This is a genomic window from Stenotrophomonas maltophilia, assembly GCF_002799155.1.
Taxonomy (GTDB): Bacteria; Pseudomonadota; Gammaproteobacteria; order Xanthomonadales; family Xanthomonadaceae; genus Stenotrophomonas; species Stenotrophomonas maltophilia_R.
In genome coordinates, this window is record NZ_NERD01000002.1 from 341,518 (window position 1) to 361,358 (window position 19,841).

Annotated in this window: 17 protein-coding genes and 1 tRNA gene; 10 read left to right on the top strand and 8 right to left on the bottom strand. The window is 68.0% G+C overall.

All coding sequences use genetic code 11. The annotated features are described in order from the left end of the window. Window positions 1-50 precede the first annotated feature (50 nt). The 3 genes from B9Y82_RS02025 to wrbA form a co-directional block, all read right to left on the bottom strand. Window positions 51-536: an asparaginase domain-containing protein gene (locus tag B9Y82_RS02025; protein ID WP_010481766.1), complete on the bottom strand. Its 486-nt coding sequence runs from the start codon at window positions 534-536 to the stop codon at window positions 51-53. 79 nt (window positions 537-615) lie between these two features. Next, on the bottom strand, window positions 616-951 hold the full coding sequence (locus B9Y82_RS02030) for a DUF2069 domain-containing protein (RefSeq protein ID WP_100471369.1): 336 nt from the start codon (window positions 949-951) through the stop codon (window positions 616-618). Beyond that, window positions 948-1,541 (bottom strand): NAD(P)H:quinone oxidoreductase, encoded by a 594-nt coding sequence (gene wrbA, locus B9Y82_RS02035; RefSeq protein ID WP_012510135.1) that lies wholly within the window; start codon window positions 1,539-1,541, stop codon window positions 948-950. The genes B9Y82_RS02030 and wrbA overlap by 4 nt, the downstream gene beginning before the upstream one ends. Window positions 1,542-1,618: 77 nt before the next feature. Here wrbA and B9Y82_RS02040 point away from each other — a divergent pair, with 77 nt between their 5' ends. Beyond that, window positions 1,619-2,893, top strand: coding sequence for a YihY family inner membrane protein (locus B9Y82_RS02040; protein WP_100471370.1), 1,275 nt, complete (start codon window positions 1,619-1,621; stop codon window positions 2,891-2,893). Continuing rightward, the gene (locus B9Y82_RS02045) at window positions 2,890-3,465 is read left to right on the top strand and encodes a TlpA family protein disulfide reductase (protein WP_100471371.1); all 576 of its coding nucleotides are present in this window, start codon (window positions 2,890-2,892) and stop codon (window positions 3,463-3,465) included. The genes B9Y82_RS02040 and B9Y82_RS02045 overlap by 4 nt, the downstream gene beginning before the upstream one ends. A gap of 624 nt (window positions 3,466-4,089) precedes the next feature. Here the strand turns inward: B9Y82_RS02045 and ppk2 are convergent. From ppk2 to hemA, 4 genes are read right to left on the bottom strand one after another with little or no spacing between them, the layout of a single operon-like run. Continuing rightward, the gene (ppk2, locus tag B9Y82_RS02060; protein WP_100471373.1) at window positions 4,090-4,872 is read right to left on the bottom strand and encodes a polyphosphate kinase 2; all 783 of its coding nucleotides are present in this window, start codon (window positions 4,870-4,872) and stop codon (window positions 4,090-4,092) included. 46 nt (window positions 4,873-4,918) lie between these two features. Continuing rightward, on the bottom strand, window positions 4,919-6,625 hold the full coding sequence (locus B9Y82_RS02065) for a tetratricopeptide repeat protein (protein ID WP_100471374.1): 1,707 nt from the start codon (window positions 6,623-6,625) through the stop codon (window positions 4,919-4,921). Window positions 6,626-6,630: 5 nt separating this feature from the next. Beyond that, complete coding sequence (gene prfA / locus B9Y82_RS02070; protein ID WP_014036080.1) at window positions 6,631-7,713, bottom strand: peptide chain release factor 1; 1,083 nt, start codon at window positions 7,711-7,713, stop codon at window positions 6,631-6,633. Then, window positions 7,691-8,974, bottom strand: a complete 1,284-nt coding sequence (gene hemA / locus B9Y82_RS02075; protein ID WP_100471375.1) for a glutamyl-tRNA reductase — start codon at window positions 8,972-8,974, stop codon at window positions 7,691-7,693. Before hemA ends, prfA begins: the two co-directional genes overlap by 23 nt. Before the next feature lie 63 nt (window positions 8,975-9,037). On the opposite strand from hemA, the gene B9Y82_RS02080 reads away from it, so the two are divergent. From B9Y82_RS02080 to ychF, 8 genes are all read left to right on the top strand, one after another. Then, window positions 9,038-10,723 carry a tetratricopeptide repeat protein gene (locus tag B9Y82_RS02080; RefSeq protein WP_202908112.1) on the top strand — a complete coding sequence of 562 codons (1,686 nt, stop codon included), beginning with the start codon at window positions 9,038-9,040 and terminating at the stop codon, window positions 10,721-10,723. Next, entirely contained in the window at window positions 10,720-11,379 is a 660-nt protein-coding gene (gene lolB / locus B9Y82_RS02085; RefSeq protein WP_100471377.1) for a lipoprotein insertase outer membrane protein LolB, read from the top strand. Before B9Y82_RS02080 ends, lolB begins: the two co-directional genes overlap by 4 nt. Then, a complete protein-coding gene (gene ispE, locus B9Y82_RS02090; RefSeq protein WP_100471378.1) occupies window positions 11,376-12,245 on the top strand; it encodes a 4-(cytidine 5'-diphospho)-2-C-methyl-D-erythritol kinase in 870 nt (289 codons plus the stop codon). Before lolB ends, ispE begins: the two co-directional genes overlap by 4 nt. 11 nt (window positions 12,246-12,256) lie before the next feature. After that, window positions 12,257-12,333: transfer RNA gene (locus B9Y82_RS02095), tRNA-Gln, on the top strand. A gap of 141 nt (window positions 12,334-12,474) precedes the next feature. Beyond that, complete coding sequence (locus B9Y82_RS02100) at window positions 12,475-13,434, top strand: ribose-phosphate diphosphokinase (RefSeq protein ID WP_005415400.1); 960 nt, start codon at window positions 12,475-12,477, stop codon at window positions 13,432-13,434. A 110-nt stretch (window positions 13,435-13,544) separates the two neighbouring features. Then, a complete protein-coding gene (locus tag B9Y82_RS02105; RefSeq protein WP_100471379.1) occupies window positions 13,545-14,162 on the top strand; it encodes a 50S ribosomal protein L25/general stress protein Ctc in 618 nt (205 codons plus the stop codon). A 48-nt stretch (window positions 14,163-14,210) separates the two neighbouring features. Further along, entirely contained in the window at window positions 14,211-14,789 is a 579-nt protein-coding gene (gene pth / locus B9Y82_RS02110; protein ID WP_004144977.1) for an aminoacyl-tRNA hydrolase, read from the top strand. A gap of 105 nt (window positions 14,790-14,894) precedes the next feature. Further along, the gene (gene ychF, locus B9Y82_RS02115) at window positions 14,895-15,986 is read left to right on the top strand and encodes a redox-regulated ATPase YchF (RefSeq protein ID WP_100471380.1); all 1,092 of its coding nucleotides are present in this window, start codon (window positions 14,895-14,897) and stop codon (window positions 15,984-15,986) included. A 472-nt stretch (window positions 15,987-16,458) separates the two neighbouring features. Here ychF and B9Y82_RS02120 read toward each other — a convergent pair whose 3' ends face one another. Further along, a complete protein-coding gene (locus B9Y82_RS02120; RefSeq protein ID WP_100471381.1) occupies window positions 16,459-19,707 on the bottom strand; it encodes an autotransporter outer membrane beta-barrel domain-containing protein in 3,249 nt (1,082 codons plus the stop codon). Between the last annotated feature and the right edge of the window lie 134 nt (window positions 19,708-19,841).

Below are 19,841 nucleotides of genomic sequence, written 5' to 3' on the forward strand. Positions count from 1 at the left end.
GGGGCGTTTTTTTTCTGGGTGGGTGCCGACCCTGGTCGGCACGCTGTCCCTCAGACCGACTCGAAGCGGTTCGCCGCCACGTTCTTGCGCACATGCTGCGGGTCGAAAATCCGCCCGTTCATCGCGATGTACACGCCGCTCGGCAGCGACTGCACCGCACCGATCGCACAGCCGATGTTGAACTCGGCATCCGAGCCGCGGAAACGTGCCGGGCTCAGCGCGCCGGTCATCACGATGGTCTTGTCCGGGATCGTCGCCAGCACCTTGCCGGTCTGCACCATCGAATCGGTGCCGTGGGTCACCAGCACGTGCCGGGTCGGCTGCGCGGCGATGGTGGCGCGGATCAGTTCGCGGTCCTCATCGTTGATGTGCAGCGAATCCTTGCGCAGGATCGGAATCACGTTGAAGCGGAACGTCACGCCCAGCTCGCGCAGGATCATGCCGATCTGCGGATCGCCGATCTGGTAGTCCGACTTGTCGTCGAAATAGATCTTGTCGATCGTGCCACCGGTGGTGACGACCAGGAGCTCTTCCATCATGTGCATGCGCGAAACCAGGACAGGTACAGCGGCGCGGGGCCAGGAATGCAGATGATACGGCCCGGCGGCCGCAGCGTCAGCGTCGCCTGCCGAAGCGGGCACGCAGGCCGGGCAGGCTGGCGCTGAAGATCACCAGCAGCGCCAGCGCGATCTCGATCAGCGCCAGCCAGCGCGTTTCCGGGTGGCTCCAGGCGCTCATCACGCCGTGGCTGAACCAGCCCAGTGCCAGCACCGAGGCCCAGAAGCCGGCCTTGCGCCAGCCCACGCGCACGGCGATGGCCAGGGCCAGCGGTGGTGCGGTGAACACCAGCTGGGTCGCCAGCCAGTGCCTGTCATTGATGAACCAGCCTGCGAACAGTGCGGCCAGCCCCATCAGGGCCAGCAGCAGGACCGTGCGCGGCGGGCGGTTCATCGGGCCAACCGCTGCGCGATGTCGGCCACCCGCCGGCCCAGCGCGCGCGCCAGCACGGCTTCGTCGTCGGTCGGCTGCGGGTCGTCGGCGGCGCCGGCCACGTGGCTGGCGCCATACGGCGTGCCGCCACTGGTGGTGTGGCTCAGCGCCGGCTCGGTGAACGGGATGCCGACGATCACGCAGCCGTGGTGCAGCAGCGGCACCTGCATCGACAGCAGGGTCGATTCCTGGCCGCCGTGCATCGAGGCGGTGGAAGTGAACACGCCGGCCGGCTTGCCGGACAGGGTGCCATTGACCCATTCGGCGCCCAGCCCGTCCAGGAAGTGCTTGACCGGCGCGGCCATGTTGCCGAAGCGGGTGGGGCTGCCGAGCAGCAGGCCCTGGCATTCGACCAGGTCCTGCACGCTCACATACGGGGCGCCATCGTCGGGTACCGGCGGCTGCGCGGTCTGGGTAACGGCGGCCACGGGCGGCACCGTGCGCAGGCGCGCGGTCATGCCCGGCACTTCGCCGATGCCCCGCGCGATCTGGCGCGCCAGCCGTGCCACCGAACCCCCCCGGCTGTAGTACAGCACCAGAATCTCGCCCATCGTGCCCGCTTCTCCTCGTCGTGTGGCCACCAGTATGGCTATCCTGCCAGCATTCCGCATCGGGTACCCTTTCGCCGATGGAACCTTTGGATACGCTCAACCTGTGGATGGAGCGCGCGCGGGATCGCGCACGAGCCATCAGTTTCGGCCGCTTCCTGTGGCATCGCTTCCTCGACGACCGCCTGTTCCAGGCGGCGGCAGCGCTGGCGTACACCACGGTGTTCGCGCTGGTGCCGCTGGCGATCGTGGTATTCGGTGTGCTGTCGGCCTTCCCCGTCTTCGACCGCTGGAGCGATCAGCTCAGCGACTACGTGTTCTCCAACTTCGTGCCCTCCGCGGCGCGCGCGGCCGAGGGCTACCTGCGGCAGTTCTCGGCCAGTGCCGGCCAGCTGACGGCCGCTGGCTTCATTGCACTGGTGGCCTCATTGCTGATCACGCTCAACAGCGTGGAAGAGACCTTCAACCAGATCTGGCGGGTCGGCTCGACCCGGCCCAAGCTGACCCGCTTCCTGGTCTACTGGACCGTATTGACCCTGGGCGCGATGCTCGCCGCCGCATCGCTTGCGGTATCGGCGCGGGTGTTCGCGATGCCGTTGTTCGGTACCCAGGAGGGCCGTTGGTTGGCCGAGCTGGCGCTGCGGCTGGCACCGATCCTGATCGAGTTCGTCTGCATCACGCTGATGTACCGGGTGGTACCGCATCACACGGTGAAATGGCGGCACGCCGTGCCTGGCGCGATCCTGGCGGCGGTCATCCTGGAACTGGTGAAGTGGGGCATCGGTGCCTACCTGGGCAGCTTCCAGTCCTACCAGAAGCTGTATGGCACGGTGGCCTTCGTGCCGATCCTGCTGCTGTGGATCTACCTGTGCTGGGTGGCGGTGCTGCTGGGCGCGTCGCTGGCCTCATCGATGGCCGCCTTCCGCTACCAGCCGGTTGAACTGCGCCTGCCGCAGGGGTACGAGTTCTACGGCCTGCTGCGCCTGCTCGGTCGCTTCCACCATGCCCGTGCCAAGGGCAAGGGCATGGCCGACGATGAAATCCTGCGCTTGGAACCATTGCTGACCGACTCGCTGCTGCAGGACCTGGCCTGCAACCTGCAGGAGATCGGCCTGCTGCGTCGTGACGAGCGCGGCGAGTGGCTGCTCGCGCGCGACCTGGACCAGGTCAGCCTGGCCGATCTGTACGAATGCACCCAGCTGCGCATCCCGGTGGCCGAGCAGCACCTGCCGTACCGCGACGACAGTTTGGGCCGTGCCGCATTGGCGGCGCTGGACGATCTGCGACTGCCCCTGCGTGAACGCCTGAAGCGCAAGGTCAGTGACATCTATACCGACTCTGGAGACATGCCATGACCCGCAAGACGCCGTTGCCGCTGCTGCTCCCGTTGACCCTGCTGCTGGCCCTGGCGGCCTGCAAGCCGGCCCAGGAGCCGGCCCCGGCCAGCAGCCAGCCGCCGGCACAGGCGCCGACGCCGACCGCTCCGGCACCGGTCGATGAAACCCCGGCCGAGCGCACCACCGCCGAATTCCCGACGTTGAAGATGAAGGCGGTGGATGGCAGCGACTACGACCTGGCCGCGCATCGTGGCAAGTGGGTGGTGGTGAACTTCTGGGCGACCTGGTGCGCCCCGTGCCGCAAGGAGATGCCCGAGCTGTCGGCGCTGCATGCGATGCGCAGCAACATCGAGGTGGTCGGCCTGGCCTACGAGGACATCGAAGTGCCGGAGATGCAGTCGTTCCTGACCAAGCATCCGGTGACCTATCCGATCGTGATCGTGGACCCGTTCGATCCACCGGCGGACTTCGCCACGCCGCGAGGCCTGCCGTTGACGCACCTGCTGGATCCGCAGGGCAAGCTGGCCCACACCTTCCTTGGCCCGGTGACTGCCGCCGACATCGAAAAGCAGATCGCGGCTGCCAAGTAGTAGGTTGGTCGGCAGGGCCTGCGGCCCTGCACCTGCCGGATCAACGTCAACGTCAAAAGCGTGCATTCTGTGGGATGGCGGGGTGGGTCCGGTTGCGGGGGACGCCGTAAACCCGTCCCTGGGGGCTTGGCCGCGGCATCCATGCCGCGGACACCCCCGCAACCGGACCCACCCCGCCTTCGACAGATCTCCGCGATCTGCAGTAGATCCACGCCATGCGTGGATGAATCTCCATCGGAATCGAATATTTCGAACTGGAATCGAAAAGCATCCACGCATGGCGTGGATCTACTGTGTCGACCAAGGTCGACACCCTCCAACAGCCGCAGAAATCTGTCAGGGGTGGGGCGGTGTCGGAGTGCGGGGTGTCAGCCGCATGGGCCCGAGGCATGCCTCGGGCGGGTTGGGCAGGACGCCCAACCCCGGTCTTGCCGTGTGCGCAGGACTGCGCACACGAGCAAGCGGCTGCCAAGCCTACAGGGACGTACTTGCGGCGTCCCCGCACTCCGGCACCGCCCCACCATCCCACGGAATACCCGCTGTTGCCGTTGCCGTTGCCGTTGCCGTTGCTGTTGCTCTGGCTCTGGCTTCGGCAGGTGCAGGGTGCAACCCTGCCGACCCACCCTAAGCTTCGACCGGGAAGTCCTCGATCGGCTTCAGCACATCGTAGTGCTCGCGATGCAGCTTGCCCTTCAGCTTCGGCAGCTCCGGCAACGGCGCATCCACCCGCGTGTCCGGTAGCCGGTCCAGCAGGTTGCGCACCAGGGTCAGTCGGCCCAGCCGCTGATCGTTGAAATCCACCAGCGTCCACGGCGCCGCCTCGCGATGCGTCGCGCGCAACATCGCCTCGCGGGCTTCAGTGTAGGCGCTGTATTTGCTGCGCGATTTCAGGTCGACCGGGGACAGCTTCCAGCCCTTCAATGGATCGAGATGACGCTCGGCGAAGCGCTTCTCCTGCTGCTCCTGGTCCACGCACAGCCAGTACTTGAACAGCAGGACGCCGTCATCCACCAGCAGCTGTTCGAACACGGGTGCCTGGCGCAGGAACTGCTGGTACTCGGTCTCGCTGCAGTAGCCCATCACCCGCTCGACGCCGGCGCGGTTGTACCAGCTGCGGTCCATCAGCACGATCTCGCCGGCGGCGGGAAGATGCGAGGCATAACGCTGGAAGTACCACTGCGTGGCTTCGCGGTCGGTCGGCTTGGGCAGCGCGACCACCCTGCATTGGCGCGGGTTGAGATGCTGGCTGATGGCCTGGATCGCGCCGCCCTTGCCGGCCGTATCCCGTCCTTCGAACAGCACCAGCAGGCGTTGCCCACTGTGCTGCACCCAGCGCGCCATCGCAGTCAGTTCCAGCTGAAGCGGCAGCATCAGTTCGTCGTAGTCCTTGCGCTTGAGCTTGGCCATCGTCACACCACGCGGGGAGGAAGCCCGAGCGTAACGCAGGGATCGCTCAGGGGGTGTCGATGCCCTGCCAGCCCTGTTCGCCTGCCAGCTGCTGCAGCAGCGCCGACAGGTCGCGGGCAAAGCCGGCCATGTCGAACAGTCCACTGCGGTCGCGCGCCTGTGCCAGCTCGGCACGCAGCGCGGCCAGTGCCGCAGGGTCATTGCCCAGCGCGCTGGCGGCGGCGATGAACGCCGCGTCGTCGGCGACATTCATCCGTGCCAGCCCCAGATGGTGGTTGAGGCTGCCGGCCACGCGCGCGGCGAAGGTGTCGCCGGGGCAGGTCAGTACCGGGCAGCCGGCCCACAGCGCATCGGAGGCGGTGGTGTGCGCGTTGTAGGGGTGGGTGTCGAGGAACAGGTCGGCGTGCTGATACCGTGCCAGGTACTGCGGATGCGGCAGCTTGGCCATGAATACCAGGCGGGCTGGGTCCAGGCCGGTGGCCTGCGCGGCGCTGCGCAGGCGGGCGTCGGCCTGGCCGGGGCCGGACAGCAGCCACAGCACGCTGCCGGGCACCGCCTGCAGTACTGCGAAGGCACGGCCCATGCTGCGCGGATTGAGCTTGTAGCTGTTGTTGAAGCAGCAGAACACCACGCCGTGTTCGGGCAGCCCGCATTCGGCGCGGGACGGTGCCGGTTCCAGTACGCGGGTGTTGTCCGAGGGCTGGAAGGCACGTGGCAGGCGCAGGACGCGTTCGCTGAAGTGAGGTTCCAGCGATGCCGGCAGCACGAATCCATCGGCAACCACGGCATCCAGCCAGCGTGCGCCTGATGTGCCGGGGTAGGCCAGCCAGTTCAGCTGCAGCGGGGCCGGGCGCATCGCCAGCACCTCGGGCGTGCCGCCGCCGCCCCAGCCGCGCAGGTCGAACAGCAGGTCGATACCCTGTGCACGGATGCGGGCCGCGATGTCGGCATGCCGCAGTGCAGATACATCATGCAGCCGGGTCGCGGCCTGCAGCCGTTCGCGGATGCGGCTGCCATCGGCGCGGTTCAACGCGAACAGGTGCAGCTGCAGCGCCGGGTCATGACGCAGGTGTTCGAGCAGGGCCACGGTCAGCAGCCCGGTGGGATGGGCACCGAAGCCATTGGAGAGGAAGCCGACGCGCAGCGGGCCGCGTGCGCGTACCTTCGCTGCCGGCAGGGGCCGTACCGAGGCGGCGATCAGCGCGGCGCGCGCACGCGCGCAGGCCAGCTGCTCGGCAGCGCTGGCGTCTTCGCTGAGGAAGGCGAACGGCTCCACCGCGCCCTGGCCGGACGCGAGCGCGGTGCGTACCTGCGTGGCCAGCGCGTCCACGTCCTGCCAGTCGCACAGGCGACGCTGCCAGGCCAGGCGCTGGGCGGCGATGTAGGGTTCGTCCGGCATCAGTGCATGCGCGCGGCGATAGGCGGCCGCCGCGCCTTCGGCGTCATCGGCATCTTCCAGCGCATGGCCCAGCCACAGCGCGATACCCGGGTGCTGCGGGGCCAGCGCCGAGGCCTGGCCGAGCAGCCTGGCCGCGTCGGCATGCGCGCCGGCCATCCAGGCCACGCGACCCAGGCGTGCCAGCGCTTCGGGATGGTTCGGGCGCAGCTGCAGCGCACGTCGTGCCGCCTGCTCGCCGGCGGCGATGTCGCCGGCTTCCAGTTCCAGGTCGGCCAGCATCACCCAGGCGACGAAATCGCCGGGCTGGCGTGCAATCGCCTGCTGCAGGTGCTGCCGCTGCTGCCAGGCCGACATCGTGCTCAGCCCGCCGACAGCTGGGCCAGGGCGTCGACCTGGTGTTCGTGGCTGAGCCGCTGCAGCAGCGGGTCGAGGTCGCCGGCCAGGATGTTGGGCAGGTCGTACAGGGTCAGGCCTTCCACGCGGTGGTCGGTGATCCGGCCCTGCGGGAAGTTGTAGGTGCGGATGCGCTGGCTGCGGTCGCCGCTGCCGACCTGCAGGCGCCGCGATTCGGCCTGCGCGGCGTCCTGTCGCTGGCGCTCTGCATCGAGCAGCTGCGCTTTCAGGCGCTTCATCGCCTTGTCGCGGTTGGCGTGCTGGCTGCGCTCGGTCTGGCACTCCACCACTACGCCGGTAGGCACGTGGGTGATGCGGATCGCCGACTCGGTCTTGTTGACGTGCTGGCCGCCGGCACCGGACGAGCGGAACGTATCCACCTTCAGGTCGGCCGGGTTGATCACGATGTCATCCACTTCGTCGGCTTCGGGAATGATCGCCACCGTGGCCGCCGAGGTGTGGATGCGACCCTGCGATTCGGTGGCTGGCACGCGCTGCACGCGGTGCGTGCCCGATTCGAACTTCAGGCGCGAGAACGCCCCCCGGCCGACCACGCGCGCCACCACTTCCTTGTAGCCGCCATGCTCGCCGGGATTGTCCGATTCGATCTCGACCTTCCAGCCCTGGCGCTCGGCATAGCGGGCGTACATGCGGAACAGGTCGCCGGCGAAGATCGCGGCTTCGTCGCCGCCGGTGCCGGCGCGCACTTCCAGGAACAGGTTGCCTTCGTCGCGCGGGTCACGCGGCACCAGCAGCAGCGCCAGCTCCTGCTCCAGTTCCTGCAGGCGCGCCTGCGCAGCGGCGATTTCCTCGTCGGCCAGTTCGCGCAGGTCGGGGTCGGCGCGCATGCCTTCGGCGGCGGCCAGGTCGGCCTTGGCACGGGCCTCATCGGCCAGTGCAGTGGCGACCGGTTCAAGTTGGGCGAATTCGCGCGAAAGGTCGCGGAAACGGGTGTTGTCGGCGACCACATCGGGTTCGGCGAGCAGGCGTTCCAGTTCTTCGCGGCGCTCGGCCAGCGCTTCCAGCTTACGGCGCAGGGTCGGCGTCATCGGGTCTCACGGGTGGGTGGCGGTAACCCGGCGTGGCCGGGAACAGGCGCTCGGCGGCGCGGGTCAGGTCAGCATCGCCACTCAGCGCGGCGGCGCGCAGTGCGGCGGTCGGCGGATGCAGCAGTCGATTGGTCAGGCCATGGGCCAGCAGTTCCAGCACTTCGTCGGCCGGCTTGCCATTGGCCAGCTGCTGGCGCGCGCGTTCCAGCAACTCGGCGCGGGTGGCCTCGCCGAACGCGCGCAGCTGCCGCAGCGGCGCCTGGTGGGCACTGGCCTGCTGGGTCTCGACGAAGCGCGATACCTGCAGGTCGATGATCGCCTCGGCCTCGGCGGCAGCCTCGCGACGGCCACGGCGGTTGTCTTCCACCGCGCGTTCGAGGTCGTCCACGGTGTAGAGGAACGCGTCGTTGAGCGTGCCGACTTCGGCCTCGATGTCGCGCGGCACGGCGAGGTCGAACAGCAGCATCGGCTTGTGCCGGCGCGCACGCAGGGCCTTGGACACCATCTCGCGGTGGATCACCGGCTCGCGCGCGGCGGTGGCCGAGAACACGACGTCGGCCTCGCCCAGGTGGCGGTCCAGTTCGGTCAGTGGCAGGGCTACGCCGCCATGACGACTGGCCAGCTCCTGCGCGTGCGCGAGGGTGCGGTTGGCGATCAGCAGTCGCCGCACCTTGCCCTCACTCAGGTGGCGTGCAGCCAGTTCGATGGTCTCGCCGGCACCGACCAGCAGCACGGTGGAATCGTCCAGGCGTGCGAAGGCGTTCTGCGCCAGGCGCACTGCAGCCGAGGCCACCGACACCGGGTTGGCACCGACCTGGGTATCGGTGCGTGCGCGCTTGGCCACCGAGAAGGTCTGCTGGAACAGGCGGTCCAGGCGCTGGCCGAGCAGGCCATGGTCGCGTGCGGTCGACCAGGCATCCTTCACCTGGCCGAGGATCTGCGGTTCGCCCAGCACCATCGAGTCCAGCCCGGTGGCGACCCGGAACAGGTGGCGCACGGCTTCGGCATCGGCGTGCTGGTACAGATAGCCCTGCAGGTCGCCGGCCTGGCTGTGCAGCCACTGGTCCAGCGCCTGTGCCGACTCGGCCACGGCGTACAGCTCGGTGCGGTTGCAGGTGGACAGCAGCACCGCCTCGGCGATCTGCGGGGTATCGCGCAGCGAGCCCAGCGCACGCGGCAACGCCTCACCGGCGAAGGCCGCGCGCTCGCGCAGCTCCACCGGTGCGGTCTGGTGATTCAGTCCGAGCACCCACAGGGTCATTGTTCAGTTGCTTGCGATAAGCTGCTGGCCATTGGACGACATTTTAAGGCCCCGATGCCGACGATGCCCGCATTGATTCGCATCCCCAGTGTTCTGCTGCTGTCCCTGGCCTGTGTCCAGGCCCTGGCAGCGGTGCCGGCCAAGGCCCCCGTGCGGGCCGCGGCCACTGAGGAACTGGCGCTGGAACCGGTGATGGCCGGTGAATTCGCCCTGCAGGCCGGCAAGCTGGCCGAGGCCGCGCGCTGGTACCTGCAGGCCGCGCAGCAGACCGACGGCGACGCCGGCCTGGCCGAGCGCGCGACCCGTATTTCCATGCTTGCCAACGATGATGCCAGCGCCGCCAAGGGCCTGGCGCTGTGGCAACAGCGTGCCCCGCGCTCGTTGACCATGCGCAGCGCGGCCGGTGCGCTGGCCATGCGCCAGGGCGATGTGAAGGCCGCGCGGACCGAACTGCAGGCCCTGCTGGCCGACCCCGATGAGCGTGGCTGGAAGTTCGCCCTGGCCGCGCTGATCGGTGGTGGGCGCGACCCGGCGGTGCCGGCGCAGGTGCTCGGCGAGCTGGTCGATGCCAATGCCATTCCACCGAAGATCGAGGCTTGGCAGGAGTTCGGCCGCCTGGCCCTGCGCATGGACAAGCCCGAGCTGGCGCGGCGCATGATCGATGAAGTGGTCAAGCGCTTCCCGGAAGAACCGCGGGTGGCGCTGCTGCGTGCCAGCCAGTTGCAACAGGCGGGCGAGACCGACAAGGCATTGTCGCTGCTGCACGACGTCGAGCCGAAGACCCGGCAGGACCCCGAACTGCGCAATGCGGTGGCCATCGCCTACGACAGCCTGGGACAGCCCGCTGCGGCCGAGCGCGTTCTGGCGTTCGGCCCGCAGGACGTCCAGACCTGGGGCATGCGCGCCTCGCTGCTGGCCAAGCAGGGCGACAAGGCGGCGCTGTCGAACCTTTACAACGAACTGTCGCGGCAGGCCGCCAAGCCGGACCCGGCGCAGCGCCTGCTGCTGGGCAAGATCGCCGAGTACCTGAAGCGTTACCCCGAGGCGGTGCAGTGGTACCACAGCGTGCCCGGTGGCGATGAACTGAGCGAAGCGCGCCTCCGCGCGGCCAATGCCCAGGCCCTGGCCGGGCGCCTGCCGCTGGCGCTGGAGGAAGTGCACGCGATCCAGTCTGATGCAGTGGTCGATGACGATGTACGCCGCGACGCCTACCTGCTGGAGGCCGAGCTGCGCCAGCGCGGCGACGACAGTGCCGGCGAACTGGATGCATTGGCCCGCGGCCTGGCCGCCTACCCGGACGACAACGGCCTGCTGTACGCCCGCGCGCTCACCTGGGAGCGCCGCGACGACATCCCGCGCGCCGAGGCCGACCTGCGCAAGATCCTGGTGACCGACCCGGAGAACGTGCCGGCGCTGAACGCGCTGGGCTACACCCTGGCCGATCGCACCGGCCGCCTGCAGGAGGCGCTGGAGCTGATCGACCGCGCCCGCGTGGCCGAGCCGGACAACGCCGCCATCGTCGACAGCTATGGCTGGGTGCTGTATCGCCTGGGCCGCAAGGACGAAGCACTGGTGCAGCTGCGCCGGGCCTGGACCCTGGCCAAGGACCCGGAGATCGCCGCCCACGTCGGTGAAGTGCTGTGGGTGCTGGGCAAGCATGACGAGGCCCGCCACTTCTTCGACGAAGCGGCCAAGCTCGACCCTGAAAACCGCGCGCTGCTGCGCGCCCGCGAGAAATTCAATCCATGAGTGTTTCCCTGATCCGGCCGCTGCTGTTGGCGGCCGTGGCCCTGGCGGTCACCGCCTGTACCAGCGTGGGTACGCAGAAGACCGCGCCACCGGCGGTTGTCGAGACGGTCTCGGCCGAAGCGGCGCAGGCCGAGGCGGCGCGCGTAGCGGCCCTGCGCGCACAGCCGGACTGGGCCTTCCAGGGCCGGGTGGCGGTCAGCAAGGGCAAGGACGGCGGCAGCGGTCGCATCGACTGGAAGCAGGACGGGCGCCGTTATGTGGTCGAACTGAGCGCGCCGGTGACCCGGCAGAGCTGGAAGCTGACCGGCGATACCCATTCCGAGGCCGGTCGCCTGGAAGGGCTGGCCGGCGGGCCGCGTGACGGCGAGGACGCCCAGCAGCTGCTGCTGGAAGCGACCGGCTGGGACATCCCGGTCAACCAGCTGCCGGAGTGGATCCGTGGCCTGGTGGCCGGCGATGCTGCCGGCCCCGAGACGGTCGAGCGCGACGGTGAAGGCCGGCCGCGTCGCATGCAGCAGATGGGCTGGCAGGTGCAGTACCTGGACTGGTACCCCGCCGAAGCCGGCCGGCCGGCGCTGCCGCGCCGGATCGAGGCCAGCACTGGCGACGCCAAGGTGCGCCTGCTGGTGGACCAGTGGGGGCAGGGTAGTCCATGAGCGGGGCAGTCGACGACGCGGGCTGGTCCTGGTGGCCGGCCCCGGCCAAGCTGAACCTGTTCCTGCACATCACCGGCCGCCGGGCCGACGGCTATCACGAGCTGCAGACCGTGTTCCGCCTGTTGGACTGGGGGGACCGCATCGGCCTGCGCCTGCGTGAAGACGGTCAGGTGCGCCGGCAGGGCGAGGGCCTGGCCGGCGTAGCCGAGGCAGACGATCTGGCGGTACGGGCGGCCCGCCTGCTGAAGGAAGTGGCGAATGTCACGCAAGGTGCGGACATCATCGTTGAAAAGCATGTTCCCGCCGGTGGTGGCTTCGGTGGCGGTTCGTCCGATGCGGCCACCGTGCTGGTGGTGCTGAACCGGCTGTGGCAGGCCGGCCTGGATGAGGATGCCCTGGCGGCGCTGGGCCTGCGCCTGGGCGCCGACGTGCCGGTGTTCGTGCGTGGCCGCAATGCCTGGGCCGAAGGGGTGGGCGAGCAGCTGCAGCCGATCGTGCTGGAACCGGCCTGGTATGTGGTGGTTGAACCGGGTGTTCATGTTCCCACGCCGGCCCTGTTTGCAGACCCGGATTTGACGCGCGACAGCCCAGTGGCGAAAATAGAGGACTTCGCTTCCGGGACCCTGGTCGGGAACGCGTTCGAACCGGTGCTGCGCCGCCGTGAGCCTGCCGTCGAGGCGGCGCTTGCTGCGTTGAGCGACATCGGCGCGGCGCGGCTGACCGGTTCGGGAAGTGGTTGTTTCGTCGAATTCGCGTCGCAGTCTGCTGCAGAGCAGGGACGGTCGAAATTGCCGAAGGAGTTGCGGGCAAGGGTGGCAGCGGGCGTTGCGCGTTCGCCACTGCTGGATGCACTCGAGCAACACTGATTCATCAATGCAGGGGCGTCGCCAAGAGGCCCAAGGCACCAGGTTTTGATCCTGGCATTCGTAGGTTCGAATCCTACCGCCCCTGCCAATAGCGGCTGTGTCCGCGCCTTCCCAGCGCATCGCCCGCGCGGGACGTGGAAACAACCGCGGTGTTGTCAGCAGCAAGGGTCCATCAGGGTCCTTGCCGACTCCGGATCCCCGCCACTCGTCCCCGCCCGAGACAATCATGATGCAAGAGTCCCCGAACCTGCTGGTCTTTTCCGGCAACGCCAACAAACGTCTGGCGCAGAACATCTGCAAGGAACTGGGGGTTCGCCCGGGCAAGGCGCTGGTCTCGCACTTCTCCGATGGTGAAGTGCAGGTGGAAATCGAAGAGAACGTCCGCAAGCAGGACGTGTTCGTGATCCAGCCGACCTGTGCGCCGAGCGCGGAAAACCTGATGGAACTGCTGGTGCTGATCGACGCGCTCAAGCGCGCATCGGTGGCCAGCGTGACCGCCGTGGTGCCGTACTTCGGCTACTCGCGCCAGGACCGCCGCATGCGTTCCTCGCGCGTGCCGATCACCGCCAAGCTGGCGGCGAAGATGTTCAGCACCGCTGGCGCTGATCGCGTGCTGACCGTCGACCTGCACGCCGACCAGATCCAGGGCTTCTTCGACATTCCGGTGGACAACGTGTATGCGTCCCCGCTGCTGCTGGCCGACATCTGGCGCGCCTACGGCACCGAGAACCTGATCGTCGTCTCGCCGGACGTGGGCGGCGTGGTCCGCGCCCGTGCGGTGGCCAAGCGCCTGGATGACGCCGACCTGGCGATCATTGACAAGCGCCGCCCGCGCGCCAACGTCTCCACCGTGATGAACATCATCGGTGACGTCGAAGGCAAGACCTGCGTGATGGTCGATGACATCGTCGATACCGCCGGCACCCTGTGCGCCGCTGCCGCTGCCCTCAAGGCGCGCGGTGCGCTCAAGGTCGCCGCCTACTGCACCCACGCGGTGCTGTCGGGCCCGGCGGTGGACAACATCACCAATTCCCAGCTCGACGAGCTGGTGGTGACCGACACCATCCCGCTGAAAGACGCGGCGCGGGTGTGCAGCAAGATCCGCCAGCTGAGCGTGGCGGAAATGCTGGCCGAAACGATGCGCCGCATCGCCTTCGGCGAGTCGGTCAGTTCGCTGTACGTCGACTGAGTTTTTCGCCCCTGCCGGCAACGGCGGAGGCATACCCCGGGTGCTTCTGGTCGCGGAAGCACCTCCAACCGCCACGCCGCAAGGCGAGGCAACAACCTGAGTAGTTGAAAATGTCGAAGACCCATGAAATCAAGGTCACCAAGCGTGAACTGCAGCGTAAGGGTGCGAGCCGCCGCCTGCGTCACGCCGGTGTGATCCCGGCCATCGTGTACGGCGGCAACGCCGAGCCGGTCGCCATCAGCCTGGACCACAACGAGATCTGGCTGGCCCAGCAGAACGAGTGGTTCTATGCCTCGATCCTGGACCTGAACCTGGACGGCCAGGTGCAGAAGGTCCTGCTGCGTGACATGCAGCGCCACCCGTACAAGCAGCTGATCATGCACCTGGACTTCCAGCGCGTGAACGAGAACGAAGCCCTGACCGCTTCGGTCCCGCTGCACTTCGTCAACGAAGACACCTCGCCGGCCGGCAAGGCTGCCGACGTCGTGGTCACCCACGAACTGAAGGAAGTGACCATCACCTGCCTGCCGAAGGACCTGCCGGAGTCGATCGAAGTCGACCTGGGCGAGCTGAAGGCTGGTGACGTGGTGTACCTGTCCAACATCAAGCTGCCGAAGGGCGTGGAGATCCCGGCCCTGGCGCTGGGCAAGGACCACGACGACGCCATCGTCACCGCCAAGGCCGGCAAGGCCGACGCGGCTGACGAAGAAGTGGCTGCTGCCGAGTAATACCCAAGCGGCGCCTGCCTCCGGGCAGGCGCCGTGCTGGGAGGAACCATGGCAGGATTGCGACTGATCGTCGGTCTGGGCAACCCCGGATCGGAACACGCCCGGACCCGGCACAATGCCGGGTTTCATTTCGTTGAGGCCCTGGCTGAAAAAGCCGGTGCGCGATGGAACGTGGACAGCAAGCTGTTCGGTGAGACCGCCAAGGTCGAGATCGCCGGGCAGACGGTGTGGCTGCTCAAGCCCGCCACCTTCATGAACCTCAGCGGCAAGTCGGTCACCGCCGCGCAGCGGTTCTGGAAGATCGAGCCGGAAGAGACCCTGCTGGCCCACGACGAACTGGACCTGGCGCCCGGCGTTGCACGGTTGAAGTTCGACGGTGGCCACGGCGGCCAGAACGGCCTGCGCGATACCATCCGCCTGCTCGGTCATGGCAAGTTCCACCGCCTGCGCGTGGGCATCGGCCACCCCGGCCACAAGGACCGCGTGGTGGGCTGGGTGCTGGGGCGCCCTTCCAAGGACGATGAAGTACTGATTTCGCGCGCCATCGACGATGCCATCGACGTGCTGCCGCTGGCAGTGCAGGGCGATTTCAGCGAAGCAATGAAGCGGCTTCATACCCCGAAGTAATTTGCCCGGTAGGTACCGACCGTTGGTCGGTACGGAGAATGATTGGAAAAGCAGCGCCCATGTCGCTGCTTCCCCAATCACTTTCACCCCAGAGAGCTGTCACCCATGGGTATCAAATGCGGCATCGTCGGCCTGCCCAACGTCGGCAAGTCGACCCTGTTCAACGCGCTGACCAAGGCGGGTATCGCCGCGGCGAACTTCCCGTTCTGCACCATCGAACCGAACGTCGGCATCGTGCCGGTGCCGGATCCGCGCCTGAACGAGCTGGCAGCGATCATCAACCCGCAGAAGGTCATCCCGACCGCGGTCGAGTTCGTCGACATTGCTGGCCTGGTGGCTGGCGCCGCCAGCGGTGAGGGCCTGGGCAACAAGTTCCTGGCGCACATCCGCGAAGTCGATGCGATCACCCACGTGGTGCGCTGCTTCGAGCACGGTGACATCGTGCACGTGGCCGGCAAGGTCGATCCGATTTCGGACATCGAAACCATCGACACCGAGCTGGCGCTGGCCGACCTGGACAGCGTCGAGAAGGCGCTGAACCGCGCCGAGCGTGCGGCCAAGGGTGGCGACAAGGATGCAGCGGCGCGCAAGCCGGTGCTGGCCAAGCTGCAGGCCGCACTGTCGGATGGCAAGGCCGGCCGCTCGGTGGGCCTGGACGAGGAAGAGAAGGCGCTGGTGCGCGACCTGTTCCTGCTGACCCTGAAGCCGGTGATGTACATCGCCAACGTGCTCGAAGACGGTTTCGAGAACAACCCGCACCTGGAAGCCGTGCGTGCGCATGCTGCCGCCGAAGGCGCACAGGTGGTGCCGGTGTCGGCCGCGATCGAAGAAGAGCTGTCGCAGCTTGACGACGAAGACCGCGATACCTTCCTGGCCGACCTGGGCCTGAGCGAGCCGGGCCTGAACCGCGTGATCAACGCGGCCTACAGCCTGCTCGGCCTGCAGACCTACTTCACCGCTGGCGTGAAGGAGGTCCGCGCGTGGACCGTGCGCAAGGGCGCCACCGCCCCGCAGGCCGCCGCGGTCATCCACACCGATTTCGAGAAGGGCTTCATCCGCGCCGAAACCATCGCGTATGACGACTTCATCAAGTACAAGGGCGAAGCCGGCGCCAAGGAAGCCGGTCGCCTGCGCCTGGAAGGCAAGGAATACCGCGTGCAGGAAGGCGACATCCTGCACTTCCGCTTCAACGTCTGATCCAGCGGCATTGGATCGACCCCGGACGCCCCGCCCTGTGCGGGGCGTTCGCGTTTCCGGTGATGGACAAAAAACCACCACAGTGCGAAACGCTTGCGGTGTGATGTTCGCCGGTACTTGTCCACAGCAAACTCCCATCGCTTTCCACGGCGGATGTGGAAAACCGCGCCCGCCTCTGTAGAACCGAGCCCATGCTCGGCCTTACACGGCTTTCCCGTGCAGCATGGACAATTTTTCACCATGCTTCGAAACGCCTGCGTGGCAACACTCCCACCCACTTGTCCACATCAAATCCCAACCACTCTCCACGAGGGGTGTGGAAAACCGCGAAGGGGCATGGACAAAAAACAGCCACATCCTGAAACGCTTGCTACGTGCGGTTCGCAGGCACTTGTCCACACCAAACCCCCATCGCTTTCCACGCCGCATGTGGAAAAAGTGCCCGGCACTCCCTTGCCGGGCACGTCCCGCATCACCAGTTGTACGACACGCCCAGCTGGGCGCCGACATCGCGGAAGCCCATGCCGCCGCTCTGCCGGCTCAGTTCACCCCAGCCGCGCCAGCCGCCGGACAGATCCACCTGCACGCCGGCCTTGGCTTCATAGATGTCGCGCGGCAGCTGCCGCTGCAGCCGCTCGCCGTCCATTGCCAGGCCCGCGCCATTGCCGCCGGACCACCAGTTCACCGCCACGTACGGGTGCACCTGGCCTTGCGCCGCGCTCAACCCACGGCTGTACAGGCGCAGGCCGAGGCGGGTGCTGGTCTCGCCGCCACCGTGGTCTTCGACCACCGTGCCGTTGGCCTCGACCACGCGGTCGCTGTCATAGCGGCTGTGCACCACCTGCAGCTGCGGTTCCAGGTAGATGCCGCGCTGCGCGGTGCGCCGCAGAGGCAGCACATAGCCGGCCTCGGCCGATGCACTCCAGTTGCGGGCGTCATAGCGCTCCTTCTGCAGGCCTTCGCCCTGCACGCTGTTGCGGAAGCGGCCGTACTGCAGCCAACCATCCACATAGGCACCGCCTTCCATGCGTGCATCCTGCAGCCAGGTCGCATAGGCGCCCACGCTGGTGCCAGTGACCACGCCACGCGCGGTGTAGCCGGTCACCTGCGAGCGGCTGTCATTGCGCGCGCGGCCATGGCCGAGCATCGCACCGGCCTGCAGTTCGCCCGTGCCACCCACCTCGAAGCGGCGTCCGGCGCCGACCAGCACGCTGCTGATCTGGCCATCGACCTGGACCTGGCGGTTGCGGTCATGGCTGTCGGGCTGCGCGCTGCGAAGGTGCATCCAGGCCACGGCGTCACGGCTGGCGCCGGCCAGGGCGGCGGGATCACCGGCGCGGTCGTGCAGGCTGTGCCGGAACATGCCCAGCGCGGCGCTGCGGTTGGCCAGGTAGGCCGCCGGTTCCGGGCGTTCCACCTGCGGACGCGGCGGATCGATCGGCGGCTCCGGCGGCAACGGCGGGTCGACCGGCGGTTCCGGCGGCTGTGGCGGGTCGATCGGGGGATCCGGCGGCTGCGGCGGGTCGATCGGGGGATCCGGCGGTTCCGGCGGATCGACCGGCGGCACGTATTCCGAGCGCAGGTACCAGTTGCCATCATCCGGGGTCGACACACCGCCCTTGAACAGGAAGTAGTCGTAGGCACCGGCGACCGCGCGCCCCTGCAGGCTGAACTGTGCATCCGACTGGCCGGCCACGGTGATCAGGCGGATGCCTTCCTGGGTCAGCGCACCGGTGCCGCCGGCATTGCGCACGCTCACGCTGGCCGTGCCGCTGCTGTTGCCGTTGATCACCAGCTGGTCGCCCAGCGAAGTGTCGTCGCCCAGCGCGCGGTTGAAGTTCCACTGGCCACCATTGCCCACGTAGTCGCCGCTGACGGTGACGGTCTTGAAGCCGTCTGCCGCCGGCGCATCGAAGGCGATGGTGCCGGCGTGTTCGAGCGTGCCGACGCTGGAACTGGCACGTACGTTCCACTGGCTGCTGCCATCCAGCGCCAGCTGTGCGACCTGGTAGCCGGAGTCGTTGCGCAGGGCACCGCTGAAGGTGGTGCCGTTGCCCAGCAGCATGTGTACGTCGGCCGTGGCGCTGTCGACCACCACGTCACCGCGCAGCGTGCTGGCGTCGGCACTGAAGTCGATGCGGCTGGTCGCCACGCTGCTGCCGTCGGTGAATACCGTGTCGCTGACCCGCAGCAGCCGGCCGCTGCCGTCGCCCGCAGTCACATCGCTGCCATTGACGGTCAACGCGTGGTTGCTGCCCTGCAGCCAGAACGCGGCGCCACTGGCGGTCTCGATGTGGCTGTCGTTGAGGGTGGCGCGGTTCCAGTACGGGCCGAACGCGGTCAGGTAGGAGCGATAGCCGCCGCTGTTGCTGCCGGTCATGCGGATGTCCAGGCGGTCGGCCTGGGTCAGCCGCGCCGTGTTCATGTGCACGATGCCAAACACATTCTCGCCGTCGCTGCGGATCGCAACGTTGTCGAGCAGCGCGGTGGCGGTGGAGCCGCCGATGAACACGCCGCCGCCGCCGTTGCCGCGCACGTCGATCACGCTGCCGTTGGCTTCGATGCGGCTGGCGGTGCTGCCGGTGGATCCGGTCACGCGCACGCCGTAGGTCGCATCACCGTGCGTGGTGATCCGGCCACCCTGCACGCTGGCGACGCCGCCGGCGATCTCCACGCCGTAGCCATGGGTGTCGGTCCAGGTATCAATGGTGCTGTTGGTCAGCTGCAGGCGCGACTCGTCGCTGGCCAGCCAGAATCCGGAAAAGCCTTCGCGCACATCGAACGCCGCATCGCGGGCGCTCAGCTGGCCCCAGTTGTTGATGTTCACGCCATAGCCGCCAACGGTGTAGAAGCTGCCGCCGTTGATCACCGCGCTGGAATAGGTCTTGCTGATGCTGCTGCCGAGCAGGCGCATGCTGCCACCCACCGAGTGCGCTTCCACGTTCTCCAGCAGCACGCTGCCGCCGCTGCCGATATCGAACCAGCCGCCATCCAGGTAGGTGTCGTACAACTCGGCGCGGCTGCCCACGCCATCGACGGCGACGCCGGCGAGGATGCCGCCGGGAGCCAGGGTGATCCGGCTGTTGCGGATCGTCAGCAGGCCGGCGCTTTCGGCGCGCAGGCGTGCGCCACTGTCGGCGCTCATCTGCAGGGTGTCCAGGTGAACCTCACTGCCGTTGCCGGAGGCGCCGACCAGGGTGCCGACGCCGCCGGTCATCGCAATGCGGCCTCCGGTGTAGCGGATCACGCCACCGTTGGACGCCTGCACGCTGCCATAGCCGCTGCCGTTGCGGGTGGTCTCGATGTCGACGTCGCGCGCATCGATCACGCTGCCGGCACCATTGGCATACAGCGCATAGAAGCCTGTGCCGGTCGCCGGTGCGATCGACAGCGTTGCGCCGCGCAGCTGCACCTGGCCGCCGCTGGCGGCGGACACGCCGCTGCCATTGCCGGTCACGTGGATGTGGCTGCCGTCGATCAGCGCAGTGCTGCCGGTACCGGTGACCGTGAGTGCAAAGCTGCCCGCGCTGTGGTTGAGGACATCGTCGGCACCCAACTGCAGGCTGTCACCGTCGTCGACCAGCAGCGGGCCGGTGAGGTCTGCGGCATGCGCCGGCAGGGCTGCCCACAGGGCAGTGGCCAGCAGGCTGGGAATGAGGGGCACACGCGGGGCGCGCGCGCGCCCGTACGCACGGCGGGGCCGTGAGGGGGAGGCGTTCATGCTGATGGACTTCCTGTGGCAGGGCGCAGCAAGGCTGCGCGGACTGACGCGGCAGGGCCGCGTCGCTGCGGAAGCCACAGCCACGGCGCCTGCAGGCGCCATCGGACTTCCGTCCCTCCGGGCGAAGCGGCAAT